The sequence below is a fragment of the Mesorhizobium sp. M7A.F.Ca.US.005.03.2.1 genome (assembly GCF_003997795.1).
Lineage (GTDB): Bacteria > Pseudomonadota > Alphaproteobacteria > Rhizobiales > Rhizobiaceae > Mesorhizobium > Mesorhizobium ciceri.
Window position 1 is genome coordinate 1 of sequence record NZ_RZRP01000116.1, and the last position, 11,058, is coordinate 11,058.

12 protein-coding genes, 1 tRNA gene and 1 pseudogene are annotated in these 11,058 nt (G+C 60.5%); 6 read left to right on the forward strand and 8 right to left on the reverse strand.

The window, feature by feature from the left end:
* Nucleotides 1–938: hypothetical protein (locus EN991_RS09295; RefSeq protein WP_127368629.1), on the reverse strand; the 938-nt coding region annotated here is incomplete at its 3' end.
* A 176-nt stretch (nt 939–1,114) separates the two neighbouring features.
* Nucleotides 1,115–1,651 carry an EipA family protein gene (locus tag EN991_RS09300; RefSeq protein ID WP_224621527.1) on the reverse strand — a complete coding sequence of 179 codons (537 nt, stop codon included), beginning with the start codon at nt 1,649–1,651 and terminating at the stop codon, nt 1,115–1,117.
* A gap of 391 nt (nt 1,652–2,042) precedes the next feature.
* On the opposite strand from EN991_RS09300, the gene EN991_RS09305 reads away from it, so the two are divergent.
* Nucleotides 2,043–2,672: a histidine phosphotransferase family protein gene (locus tag EN991_RS09305; RefSeq protein WP_024504504.1), complete on the forward strand. Its 630-nt coding sequence runs from the start codon at nt 2,043–2,045 to the stop codon at nt 2,670–2,672.
* A gap of 238 nt (nt 2,673–2,910) precedes the next feature.
* Nucleotides 2,911–3,315 (forward strand): response regulator, encoded by a 405-nt coding sequence (locus EN991_RS09310; RefSeq protein WP_024504503.1) that lies wholly within the window; start codon nt 2,911–2,913, stop codon nt 3,313–3,315.
* A 104-nt stretch (nt 3,316–3,419) separates the two neighbouring features.
* Here EN991_RS09310 and ctrA read toward each other — a convergent pair whose 3' ends face one another.
* Nucleotides 3,420–4,115: a cell cycle two-component system response regulator CtrA gene (gene ctrA / locus EN991_RS09315; RefSeq protein ID WP_006203583.1), complete on the reverse strand. Its 696-nt coding sequence runs from the start codon at nt 4,113–4,115 to the stop codon at nt 3,420–3,422.
* Nucleotides 4,116–4,567: 452 nt separating this feature from the next.
* Here ctrA and EN991_RS09320 point away from each other — a divergent pair, with 452 nt between their 5' ends.
* Nucleotides 4,568–4,945, forward strand: coding sequence for a flagellar export protein FliJ (locus EN991_RS09320; RefSeq protein WP_013529907.1), 378 nt, complete (start codon nt 4,568–4,570; stop codon nt 4,943–4,945).
* A gap of 97 nt (nt 4,946–5,042) precedes the next feature.
* Here the strand turns inward: EN991_RS09320 and EN991_RS09325 are convergent, their stop codons facing one another.
* On the reverse strand, nt 5,043–5,441 hold the full coding sequence (locus tag EN991_RS09325) for a helix-turn-helix domain-containing protein (protein ID WP_127368630.1): 399 nt from the start codon (nt 5,439–5,441) through the stop codon (nt 5,043–5,045).
* A gap of 90 nt (nt 5,442–5,531) precedes the next feature.
* On the opposite strand from EN991_RS09325, the gene EN991_RS09330 reads away from it, so the two are divergent.
* Entirely contained in the window at nt 5,532–6,458 is a 927-nt protein-coding gene (locus EN991_RS09330) for an NADP-dependent oxidoreductase (protein WP_127368631.1), read from the forward strand.
* Nucleotides 6,459–6,527: 69 nt separating this feature from the next.
* Here EN991_RS09330 and EN991_RS09335 read toward each other — a convergent pair whose 3' ends face one another.
* The gene (locus tag EN991_RS09335) at nt 6,528–6,803 is read right to left on the reverse strand and encodes a DUF1153 domain-containing protein (RefSeq protein ID WP_013529904.1); all 276 of its coding nucleotides are present in this window, start codon (nt 6,801–6,803) and stop codon (nt 6,528–6,530) included.
* A gap of 289 nt (nt 6,804–7,092) precedes the next feature.
* On the opposite strand from EN991_RS09335, the gene mnmA reads away from it, so the two are divergent.
* Entirely contained in the window at nt 7,093–8,283 is a 1,191-nt protein-coding gene (gene mnmA, locus EN991_RS09340; RefSeq protein ID WP_127368632.1) for a tRNA 2-thiouridine(34) synthase MnmA, read from the forward strand.
* 56 nt (nt 8,284–8,339) lie between these two features.
* On the opposite strand, the gene EN991_RS09345 is transcribed toward mnmA, so the two are convergent.
* The gene (locus EN991_RS09345) at nt 8,340–9,305 is read right to left on the reverse strand and encodes a Gfo/Idh/MocA family oxidoreductase (RefSeq protein ID WP_013529902.1); all 966 of its coding nucleotides are present in this window, start codon (nt 9,303–9,305) and stop codon (nt 8,340–8,342) included.
* A 240-nt stretch (nt 9,306–9,545) separates the two neighbouring features.
* Between EN991_RS09345 and EN991_RS09350 the strand changes: the two genes are divergently transcribed.
* Nucleotides 9,546–9,622 (forward strand) — tRNA-Met (locus tag EN991_RS09350).
* 181 nt (nt 9,623–9,803) lie between these two features.
* Here EN991_RS09350 and fghA read toward each other — a convergent pair.
* On the reverse strand, nt 9,804–10,649 hold the full coding sequence (gene fghA, locus EN991_RS09355) for an S-formylglutathione hydrolase (protein ID WP_127368633.1): 846 nt from the start codon (nt 10,647–10,649) through the stop codon (nt 9,804–9,806).
* 212 nt (nt 10,650–10,861) lie between these two features.
* A pseudogene (locus tag EN991_RS09360) lies at nt 10,862–11,058 on the reverse strand (S-(hydroxymethyl)glutathione dehydrogenase); the annotation flags it as partial.

The window sequence follows — 11,058 nt, forward strand, 5'->3', positions numbered from 1 at the left end:
GCCTTGGAGGCGGCCAGTGCGGTGAGATCCGCCTTCAGCCGTTTGTTCTCGCGCGCCAGCGCCGTCAGCCTCGCCTCGAGCTGCTCACGGTCGCTGTCGAGCTTGGCGATTGCCTTGTCGAAATCATCGCTCCTCGCGACATCGCCGCCCTTGCCGACCAGCCGCAAGGCTGGCGCGCTGTCCTCGGATTTCGATCTTTCGCGCATGCGTGCCAGTTCCTTTTCGCGGCGATCGAGTTTGTCTTCTCGATCGGCAAGTGTGGCCAGCAGCCGTTCGACCTTCTTGTCGAGCTCGGCGGTCTTTTTCTTCTCGGCTTTCAGGGCGTCCCGCGCGGCCTTGCTTTCGGCCGCGATTTCCTGGCCGCGCCTGTCGGCTTCCTTGCGCTGGCCGCGCAGCATCGCAATGTCGCTGGCGAGTTTCTGCATTTCGGATTCTCGCGCCACGAGCTCGATCTGCCGGCTGCTCGAGGAAAAACTGGCGTCGTCATACATGCGCTCCAGCTTTTCCAGCTCAAGTGCGCGCTTTTCCAGCTTGCGTTCGGTTTCCTTCAGACGCTCCGAAAGCTGCTGCAACTCGCCCTCTCGCTGACGCAGCGCTTCGTTCTTCGCGCCCAGCTCGGTCAGCGCCTGGTTCTTGTCCGTCCGCTCGACCGCCAGGCCCTTCATGGCCTCGCGACCGCGATTGATCTCGACCAGTTGTTCGGCCGCCTTCTCACGCAACGCCTTGACGCTGATTTCCAGGCGGCGCGTCGTCATGGCGTATTCGGCGCGGATGCGATCCTTGTCCGCCTGGATCTCGGTCTGCGTCAGAGGGATCGAGGATTCGATGCGTTTGCGTGTAAGCGCGACCGCACGACGCCATATGGCCGGAGCCACCATGAGCGCCAGAAAGCCAGCGCAGAGAAAGCCGAGGACGAAGAACAGGACCGACTGGACCAAGTGACTACCCGTTGTGGCCGGCAAGCATCAAAAGCGCATAGACCGCTTTGACTGTGCCACGTTGACATGGCGGAAATCCAGCGTTGCGGCAAGGGTTTGCCGCAACGGTACGAGTTTAATGCATGTCGACCCAAAAGCGGTCCCGGATTTGGACAACGACAGTCAAGGACTTCAGCCTAGAACGGATTCCAGGTGGCCCGCTCGGTAAGCTTCAGATAGCCGAGATTGACGCCGAGCCGAGCACCGACGCCGGTGCGGATCGGCACCAGGAGAACATTGTTGTTCTTCAGCACGTTGAAGCCGACGCCCGCCACCACATAGGCTGAACCGGCAACGCCGCCATAGCGGTTGTAGAGGCTGCCCACATCATCGAGATTGTAGACCAGCATCATCACCCGCGACCCCTCGCCGCCGAAATCCCAGCCGAGCGACGGGCCTTGCCAGAACACTTTGTGGTCGCCGGCATTCTTGGTGTAGAGCGTGCCTTCGCCATAGGTCAGGCCACCGATCAGCGCACCGGAGCCCTCTTCGCCCAGCAGATAGCCGTTGGGCAGGCCGTAGGAGGCAAAAATCTTCTCTATCACCGTGGCGAGTCCGCCCGATGTGGCGCCAAAAAATTTGTGACCGGAATCGACAATCTCCTGAGCGGTGTATTCCTGGGCCCGCAGGGCTGAAGTCGAGAAGACGAGAACGCCCAGGAGCGTGACCGCCATTGAGAAGACACGGAGAAAGCTCCGGTCGTAGTATCGGGAAAACATGCTTCCAATCTCCGTCAGGGAGCACCTTCGCCGACGCCTCGCACCCCGTACGGCTCTTTTAGCCGGCCGTTAAGGGTAACTGTTAGGGGCAAACTATGCCGTAATCCTTTTTCAACCATTAAGCTCCCACATGAACATGGCGGTTCGAAGGCTGTTTGGGGTCGCTCAATTGGGGTCGGCAGCCTGCGTGAACACGCCATTTGCCACAACCACAATTTGGATTTGTTGCTGCACGCACGGGCGCTGTGTATTCAGAAAGCCTGAGGAGAGAGTGCGTGATTCGTGTGGCAGGCGACGATCGATCGCCCGGCCATGAGTTGTGAGATTTTGCAGGGATTTTTCGCCGATGGCCGATCTGTTCACCCTTTCCGCACCCGATCTGGCAGCGCTTTTGTGCAGCCGGGTCTGCCACGATATCATCTCGCCGGTCGGCGCGATCAACAACGGGCTCGAATTGCTTGATGAAGGCGGCGCCGATGAGGACGCCATGAAGCTGATCCGTCAGAGCGCCCGCAACGCTTCGGCCCGCCTTCAGTTCGCCCGCATCGCCTTCGGTGCCGCCGGTTCGGCCGGCATGTTGATCGATACCGGCGATGCCGAAGCGGTCGCCATCGCCTTCCTCAAGAACGAAAAGCCAGAACTGACCTGGAACGGGCCCCGCGCGTTGCTGCCCAAGAACAAGGTCAAGCTGCTGCTCAACCTGATCCTCGTCGCCAATGCCGCCATTCCGCGCGGCGGCAAGCTTTCCGTGACGCTGGAAAACCTTGAGACCGAGCCGCGATTCGCGCTTGCGTCGGCTGGCCCGATGCTGCGGGTGCCGCCGAAATTCCTCGAACTGCATTCCGGCCACAAGCCGGAGGAGCCGATCGACGCGCATTCCGTGCAGCCCTATTACACGCTGCTTCTGGCGCGCGAAGCCGGCATGACGATATCGATCCACGCGACGCCGGAAGAAATCGTGCTTTCGGCGGCCTGATGCGCAGCCGATAAAGCGAAGTATTTTTTCATTTAACGCTGTAATTCCAGCTCATCGACTTGAAATGCGTCCGGTCGTTCAGGCGGTGCCAAAGCATTCGTGAATAAAAGTAGGCACCTGCCCATCTTTGTAAAAATTTTACCTAACGCCTTTTCGGCTTCTTTACCAGATTGGCCTATGGTGCGTCCTGGATGCCCCCGACGCTACCGGACTGCCAGAAGGCAAAGAGGACCCGGAAATGAAACGCTGCATGTTCGTCGACGATTCAAGCGTTATCAGGAAGGTTGCAAAACGCATCCTGGGCGGCTCCGAAATGATTGTCATCGAGGCCGCCAGCGGACTTGACGCGCTGGAGATGTGCGCCGCCGACATGCCCGACATCATCGTCGTCGATGGCGCCTTGCCCGACGTACCGGCGGTCGATCTCATCCGTCGCGTCCGCGCCATGGAGAGCCCGATAAGGCCGCAGATCCTGATTTCCCTGGTCGAGCTCGATATTGCTTCGATCATGCGGGCCAAGCGAGCCGGCGCCCAGGGCTATCTCTTGAAGCCGTTCAACCGCCCGCAGCTGCTCGAGCGCTTTCGCACCTTGAAGAGCGCACCTGATTCGGCATCCTTGAGCAACTCCAGAAAAAGTGCGTGACGGTCTTCTGCTCGGAAGCCCAAAAGCAGACCGTTACCAGCCCATCATGCAAAAACCCGGCCGAAGCCGGGTTTTTTATTGAAAAGATTCGAACGATTCGTCGCTCAGGCGCTGACGCGAATGTCTTCCGGTTCGCGCAGCACATAGCCGCGACCCCAGACCGTTTCGATGTAGTTCTGACCGCCCGATGCCGCGTCGAGCTTTTTGCGCAGCTTGCAGATGAAGACGTCGATGATTTTCAGCTCAGGCTCGTCCATGCCGCCATAGAGGTGGTTGAGGAACATTTCCTTGGTCAACGTGGTGCCCTTGCGTAGCGAGAGCAACTCCAGCATCTGGTATTCCTTGCCGGTCAGGTGCACGCGCTGGCCGCCCACTTCGACTGTCTTGGCATCGAGGTTGACCACCAGGTCGCCGGTGGTGATGACCGACTGGGCGTGGCCCTTGGAACGCCGCACGATGGCATGAATGCGGGCAACCAGCTCGTCCTTGTGGAATGGCTTGGTCATGTAGTCGTCTGCGCCGAAGCCGAGGCCGCGCACCTTGTCCTCAATGCCGGCCATGCCGGAGAGGATGAGAATAGGTGTTTTGACCTTGGAAAGGCGAAGCGTTCTCAAGACCTCGTAGCCTGACATGTCAGGCAGGTTGAGGTCGAGAAGAATGATATCGTAGTCGTAGAGCTTGCCTAGATCGACGCCCTCTTCACCGAGATCGGTCGTGTAGACGTTGAAACTTTCCGATTTCAGCATCAGTTCGATGCTTTGTGCGGTTGCACTGTCATCTTCTATCAGCAGAACACGCATTTTATTCCCCTTTTCTGCTGCCGGACCATTTCACGACCCGTCCGGACCCGGAGCAGTGGTTGCCTTGTGCAGAGGCTGCCATTGAATGGTTAACAAATCCTAATTTCCCGTCCATGACGGTACCAGATTTTTTAACCTCTTTCTACACCCTCTTGAATCTAATAACGAATCTCAGAACCAAATTCCTAATGCAACACATTAACAACCTGGACTAAGCGACTCCAGGGACTCATCGACGTCGCTTCCGCATCGGTGGCCGGAATTTTTACCCGGCCTTAAGTCCTGACCCGTATGATTAACAATGCCCGTAAACGAATGGTTACCGCCGGCAAAAAACTTTAGGGTTTTGTTTCCCATAGTTGGGGGAAAGCCGGTGGACACGGGTGCGGCCTGGGCGTTTCCAGGTGGTTTGGACGATAAGTGCGGGTGTGCGTTTCCGGGAGTACCGAATCATGAAGTCACGTGAAAACCTCGTTCGGCTGAAACAGTTTCAGGTGAATGAGAAGCGGCGGCAGCTGCTGCAGCTCGACATGATGATCGCCGAGTTCGAACGCATGGCCGTCGAGCTGGAGCTTCAGATTACCGCCGAGGAAAAGAAGGCCGGCATCACCGACATCAACCATTTCGCCTATCCGACCTTCGCCAAGGCGGCTCGCCTGCGCCGCGACAATCTCAGGAATTCCCAAAGCGACCTCGCCCAGCAGCGAAGCGCCGCCGAATCATTACTCGGCGAAGCTGAAGCGGAGCTTTCCAAAGCGGAAATGCTGGAATCGCGCGACACGAAGATCCGCGAAGCCGAAGTCGGTGGCCGCAGCGCCATGATCGGCTAAAACCCTGCCCTTGGCGACGTCAACGCTCGCCATCGGACTGGCGCATTGTCGCGGCTTGCGGCCCGGCGGGAATACGCCCAGAAGAATGAAAACCGCCCTACGCGGCCCAATCCCCTTCATTCTCGGCAATTGCCTTTGCACGGGCATCCTTGATATCCGGCGCATGCTGCTCCGCCCATGACCTGATCTGGGTAAGCAGTCCCGCCAGGTTCTGACCGAGCTCGGTCAATTCATATTCGACGCGCGGCGGAATGACCGGAAAGATCTCGCGCCGTACCAATCCGTCGCGCTCGAGCACGCGCAGCGTCTGCGTCAGCATCTTCGGCGTGATGCCGTCAAGCTTCCGGGCAAGCTCGCCATTGCGCAGCCGGCCTTTGCGCAGCGCGCAAACCACCAGATAGACCCATTTGCTGGCCAGCATCTCCAGCACCGTGTGCGAAGGACACGTCCGCCGGAACGCGTCATAGCCGAAACCGCAATCATCTTCACTATCCATGAGGTGCGTATGTATCAGGAAGGTACATACTGGACAAGGGGCTATTACTATCCAAATGATAGTGGCATCAACCGAGCAGGAGACATCTCAATGCGTGCCGCTATCCAGAATTCCGTCGGCGGACCCGACGTCCTTGTCATCGCCGATCAGCCCGATCCCACGCCAGAGGCCGGCGAAGTGCTGGTCGGTGTCAAGGCCGCGGGCATCAATCCGGTCGATGGCGCCGTCCGTGCCGGCTACTACCCCTTGCTCGGCGAGCCGCCCTTCATCCTGGGTTGGGATATCTCGGGAACTGTCGAAGCACTCGGCGCCGGCGTCACCGGCTTCAAGATCGGCGACGAGGTGTTCGGGATGCCGCGCTTTCCCAAGCAGGCCGCCGCCTATGCCGAGTTGGTTGCCGTACCTGCCGATCAAATCACACTGAAGCCGAAGGGCGCGGGCCACCTCGAGGCAGGCGCCTTGCCGCTGGCCGGCCTCACCGCCTGGCAAGGGCTTGTTCGCCACGGCGGGCTGAAATCGGGGCAGCGCGTATTGGTGCATGCGGGAGCCGGCGGCGTCGGTCATCTGGCGGTGCAGATCGCCAAGGCGCGCGGCGCCTACGTCGTCGCCACGGCCAGCCCGGGCAAGCTCGATTTCGTCCGCAAACTTGGCGCCGACGAGGTCATCGACTACACCAAGGGCGATTTCACCGACCAGGTTCGCGACATCGATCTGGTGCTGGATCCAATGGGGGGCGACCACGCCCAACGCTCACTGAAGGTGCTCAAGCGTGGCGGCGTGCTGGTGTCATTGCTCGATGTCAGCGACGACACCAGGGCGCAGGCCAGTGCGCGCGATATTCGGGTCGAGCGTATGTCGGTCGTGCCCGACAGGGAGGGCCTGCTGGAACTGGCTCGGTTGATCGATGCCAACAAGATCACCGTCCATGTGGCGAAGAGCTTCCCACTGGACCAGGCGGGGGCCGCTCACGCCTTCCTTGCCACCAAGCCGATCGGCAAGGTTGTGCTGTCGCTCTGAGCGGAACGGTGACCGTGAAAAACAGAAGGGCGCGGGGTTAGCCGCGCCCTTCATCTAAATTCGCAACGGTCAGTGCCGGTATTGCTGGATGCGTGTCGTGCGCAGCCCGGCAAGGCCGTATTCGTCGATCGACGCCTGCCAGGACAGGAATTCCTCGGTGGTGAGCTTGTAGCGTTGGCATGCCTCGTCCAAGCTCAAAAGCCCGCCGCGCACGGCCGCAACCACTTCCGCCTTACGCCGGATAACCCAGCGACGTGTATTGGTCGGCGGCAGATCGGCAATCGTAAGAGGGCTGCCGTCAGGCCCGATAACATATTTGACTCTCGGTCTAACCAGATCGGTCATCGTACTCTCTACAAAAAACTCAAAGACCCAATCCCCGCCACGTTACCGCCACAGCTTTAAAAATTGCCTAAGCAGACCCTAATGACTAGGTAAGGATCATGAACGCCGCGTTAGTCTTTTCGCCGGCATTTGAAACATCTGCCCGCAAACCCTGATTTGCCGGGGGAAAATGCATCCATTGGCGAAGATCGGCCACAAACGGTGAATCGCCCTGCACGCTGGCGCGCCGGTAAAGCTTGACCTATATTCTCGACATTGGCATTGAGGCGCCGCGCAGAACGAAAGCATCATGAACAGTCTCGATCTTCCCGGACGTCCCGAAAACACCCGCATCGTCGTCGCCATGTCCGGCGGTGTCGATTCATCGGTCGTCGCCGGCCTGCTGAAACGCGAGGGCTACGACGTTGTCGGCGTCACCTTGCAGCTCTACGACCACGGCGCGGCGACGCACCGGGCCGGCTCATGCTGCGCGGGGCAGGACATCGACGATGCCCGCCGTGTCTCCGAGACGCTCGGCATCCCCCATTATGTGCTCGACTACGAGGAACGCTTCCGCAAGGCGGTCATCGATCCCTTCGCCGAAAGCTACGTCGCCGGCGAGACGCCGATCCCGTGCGTTTCCTGCAACCAGACGGTGAAGTTCGCCGACCTCCTGGCCACCGCCAAGGAGCTCGGCGCCGACGCGCTGGCCACCGGCCACTACATCCGTTCCGGCGCCAATGGCGCCCAGCGCGCGCTCTACCGTCCGGTCGACGCCGAGCGTGACCAGAGCTATTTCCTGTTCGCCACCACGCAGGCGCAAATCGATTATCTGCGCTTTCCCCTCGGCGGCCTGTCGAAGCCTCAGGTTCGCGCCATCGCTGAGGAGATGGGGCTGGCGGTTGCCACCAAGCAGGACAGCCAGGACATCTGCTTCGTGCCGCAGGGCAAGTATTCCGACATCATCGCCAAGCTGAAGCCAACTGCGGCCAATCCGGGCGACATCGTCCACATCGACGGCCGCGTGCTCGGCCGCCATGAGGGCATCCTGCGCTACACGATCGGCCAGCGCCGTGGCATCGGCATCGCTTCCGGCGAGCCGCTTTACGTCGTCCATCTCGATGCCGACCGGGCTCGCGTCGTGGTTGGCCCGCGCGAGGCGCTGGAGACGCACAAGATCTATCTGCGCAATATGAACTGGCTGGGCGACGGACCGCTCACAGACGTCCCTGCCGGCGGCCTGGAACTGTTCGCCAAGGTCCGCTCGACGCGGCCGCCGCGCCCGGCCGTGCTGCATCATCGTGCCGGTGCCACATGGGTGGAGCTGGTCGACGGCGAGTCCGGCATCGCGCCGGGCCAGGCCTGCGTGCTCTACTCCGATGACGGCAACGAGGCCCGCGTGTTCGGCGGCGGCTTCATCGAGCGATCGGAGCGTGGCGCCGAGGCCGAGGCCATGCTGACCCGGCTTGCCGCCCGGCCGGCCCAGATTCCCGCGGAATAGGATTCCCGCGGAATAAGATTCTTGCCGAATAAGTTTCCTGCCGAATAATCCGCGCTTCAGGAATTCGACTTGGTGTGGGTGACCGTGCCGGCGGTCAGGATGCGCAGCACCCTGATCGCTTCCTCGCCGCTGGTACGCGGTTCGGCACGCGTCTCGATGCACTGGATGAAATGCTCCAGCTCGCGCGTCAGCGGCATGCCCTGGGCAACCGCGACATAGGACGGCTCATTGGTGGTGAAGGCCCATTGGCCGCTGTCCTGCCACACCGCGTGGCGGTAGACGGCCAGCTTGCGTTCCCATGGCTCGACGTCGTCGAACACCGCCATTGCCTTGGTGCCGACCACGGTCAGCCGCCGCTCGCGATAGGGATTGAGACGCGAGGTGAAAAGATGGCTGCGCAGGCCGTTGGGGAAGCGCATGTGCAGATGCGCGAAGTCGCTGAGATTGTCGAGCAGGGCGGCCCCCTCGCCGCGCACCTCGATCGGCTCCGTGCCGGTGATCGCCAGGATCATCGACAGATCGTGCGGCGCCAGGTCCCACAGCGCGTCGTTCTCTGTGTGGAACTTGCCGAGGCCGAGCCGGTGAGAGTGGATGTAGCGGACCTCCCCGAGTTCGCCCTTGTCGATCAGCCCCTTCAGCGTCTCGAAGGCGGGGTGGAACCGCAGGACATGGCCGACCATGAAGACGCGGCCATTGTCCTTGGCCGCCTGCACCGCACGCTCGGCATCCGCCACCGTCAGCGCGATCGGCTTTTCCACCAGCACGTCCTTGCCGTTCTCGACGGCACGTACCGCAAGGTCGGCATGGAACTGCGGCGGCAGCGCCATGACGATGGCGTCGATATCGTCGCGGACGAACAGCTGGTCCGGCTCGATCGCCAGGCAGTCCTGCTCGCTGGCAAAGCCTTCCGCGCGGGCCCGGTTGGTATCGGAGACCGCGTGCAGCGCGCCGAGCGCCTTGAGAGTGCGGATGTGGTTGCTGCCCCAGTATCCGCAACCGAGGACTGCTATGCGCGGCTTCATCTGTTTCAAACTCTAAAAACTCGTGGCCGAGACATAGCGACGTGCCCCTTCGAACTCAACCCCGGCGGCGACAACCAAATGTCGCCGCGGCAAAGCTTTTCGATAATGACGATAAGCCGGCAAGCCGGTTGCTTCGAAGCTTGACAGGCTCGCCCTCCCAACCTTATATCCGCGCGACCTTGGCGAACGCCCCCGACATGCCTTTCGATTTGAGGCGGATTTCGGGTCTTTCGCCGCCCTGGCGGGGTAGCTCAGTTGGTTAGAGCACGGGAATCATAATCCTGGGGTCGGGGGTTCAAGTCCCTCTCCCGCTACCAAAATCCAGTTAAACCATTGAAATGGCTAAAAATTTATACGCGTTGGTAGCGCTTCCTGTTGAAATTGTTCAATAATTTCAATGCGGCGCCATCGTGTTCCTCGCCCCGGTAGAGACGAGAAAGAGTAACGCGTTCCTCGCTTGGACGAGGATTAATCCGATTGCATCGCTCGGACCTCGACCTATGCAAGCCGTTCCGCATGCCATCTCAAATGGTCGTCCATGAATGTCGAAATGAAGAAATACGAATGGTCGTATCCGTCCTGCATGCGCAACGTCAGCGGAATGCCGGCTTTGGCGCAGGCCGCCTCCAAAAGCCAGGGTCTCAGCCCGTCATTCAGGAACCCGTCCGATGTTCCCTGATCGACGAGAAATTCCGGGAAGCGGCGCCCGTCTTCAACAAGCGAAGTAGCGTCGTAGGCCCGCCACGAGGCCTCATCCGTGCCGAGATATTTTTCGAAAGCCGGCCTTGACCAGCCGGCAGCGCTTGGCTGCACGATCGGCGCAAATGCCGAGCAACTCCTGAACCGCTGCGGGTTTTTCAAAGCAATCGTCAGCGCGCCGTGTCCGCCCATCGAATGGCCCGTTATGGCTTGGCGCGACATGTCTGCCGGAAAATTAGCGGCGATCAGCGTGGGTAGTTCCTCGACGAGGTAGGAATACATCCGGTAGTTCTTCGCATAAGGCTCCTGCGTTGCATCAAGATAAAAGCCGGCGCCGCCGCCAAACTGCCAATTGTCCTTGTCATCAGGGATGTCGGCGCCGCGCGGACTGGTGTCTGGACAGACGACGATCAGGCCAAGTTCGGCGGCCATGCGCCTGTATTCGCCTTTGTCCATGACATTTTGATGGGTGCAGGTCAGTCCCGACAAATACCACACCACGGGGCGAGGCGTTTCCCGGGCCTGTGGAGGCACGAAAACGGCAAACGTCATGTCGCAGCAGCAACTCGTCGACAGGTGCGAATAGATGCCCTGCACTCCGCCAAGGGATTTTGCCTGGGAGATGGTCTTCATGGGTTCCGGCATATTCCCTCTCCACGGATTTCAAACGCCAATGGGCCGGTGTCTACGGCATCGACCATGATCGCGGCAACCCGGGCGGATCAGGTGGGGTCGAACCGACCGGCGGCGCGGACATCCGGAATGTCAGTCGCGCCGCCGGCCCAACGCCCGATGTCGGGGAGGCACGGTATTTTGGGAACACAGAGCCTTCGACGCGGGCGTGTCGTGTGAGCCGGTCAGTAAACCACGACGCTTCTGATCGATTTGCCCTCATGCATGAGATCGAAACCCTTGTTGATGTCCTCAAGCTTGAGCGTGTGGGTGATCATCGGGTCGATCTGGATCTTGCCGTCCATGTACCAGTCGACGATCTTCGGCACATCGGTGCGGCCGCGCGCGCCGCCGAAGGCGGTGCCCATCCAGGTGCGGCCGG

Bases quoted from the DNA above. Each gene is read 5' to 3' on its own strand.
- EN991_RS09300 (WP_224621527.1), bottom strand. From the start codon at position 1,651: ATGGCGGTCACGCTCCTGGGCGTTCTCGTCTTCTCGACTTCAGCCCTG.
- EN991_RS09305 (WP_024504504.1), top strand. From the start codon at position 2,043: ATGGCCGATCTGTTCACCCTTTCCGCACCCGATCTGGCAGCGCTTTTG.
- EN991_RS09310 (WP_024504503.1), top strand. From the start codon at position 2,911: ATGAAACGCTGCATGTTCGTCGACGATTCAAGCGTTATCAGGAAGGTT.
- ctrA (WP_006203583.1), bottom strand. From the start codon at position 4,115: ATGCGTGTTCTGCTGATAGAAGATGACAGTGCAACCGCACAAAGCATC.
- EN991_RS09320 (WP_013529907.1), top strand. From the start codon at position 4,568: ATGAAGTCACGTGAAAACCTCGTTCGGCTGAAACAGTTTCAGGTGAAT.
- EN991_RS09325 (WP_127368630.1), bottom strand. From the start codon at position 5,441: ATGGATAGTGAAGATGATTGCGGTTTCGGCTATGACGCGTTCCGGCGG.
- EN991_RS09330 (WP_127368631.1), top strand. From the start codon at position 5,532: ATGCGTGCCGCTATCCAGAATTCCGTCGGCGGACCCGACGTCCTTGTC.
- EN991_RS09335 (WP_013529904.1), bottom strand. From the start codon at position 6,803: ATGACCGATCTGGTTAGACCGAGAGTCAAATATGTTATCGGGCCTGAC.
- mnmA (WP_127368632.1), top strand. From the start codon at position 7,093: ATGAACAGTCTCGATCTTCCCGGACGTCCCGAAAACACCCGCATCGTC.
- EN991_RS09345 (WP_013529902.1), bottom strand. From the start codon at position 9,305: ATGAAGCCGCGCATAGCAGTCCTCGGTTGCGGATACTGGGGCAGCAAC.
- fghA (WP_127368633.1), bottom strand. From the start codon at position 10,649: ATGCCGGAACCCATGAAGACCATCTCCCAGGCAAAATCCCTTGGCGGA.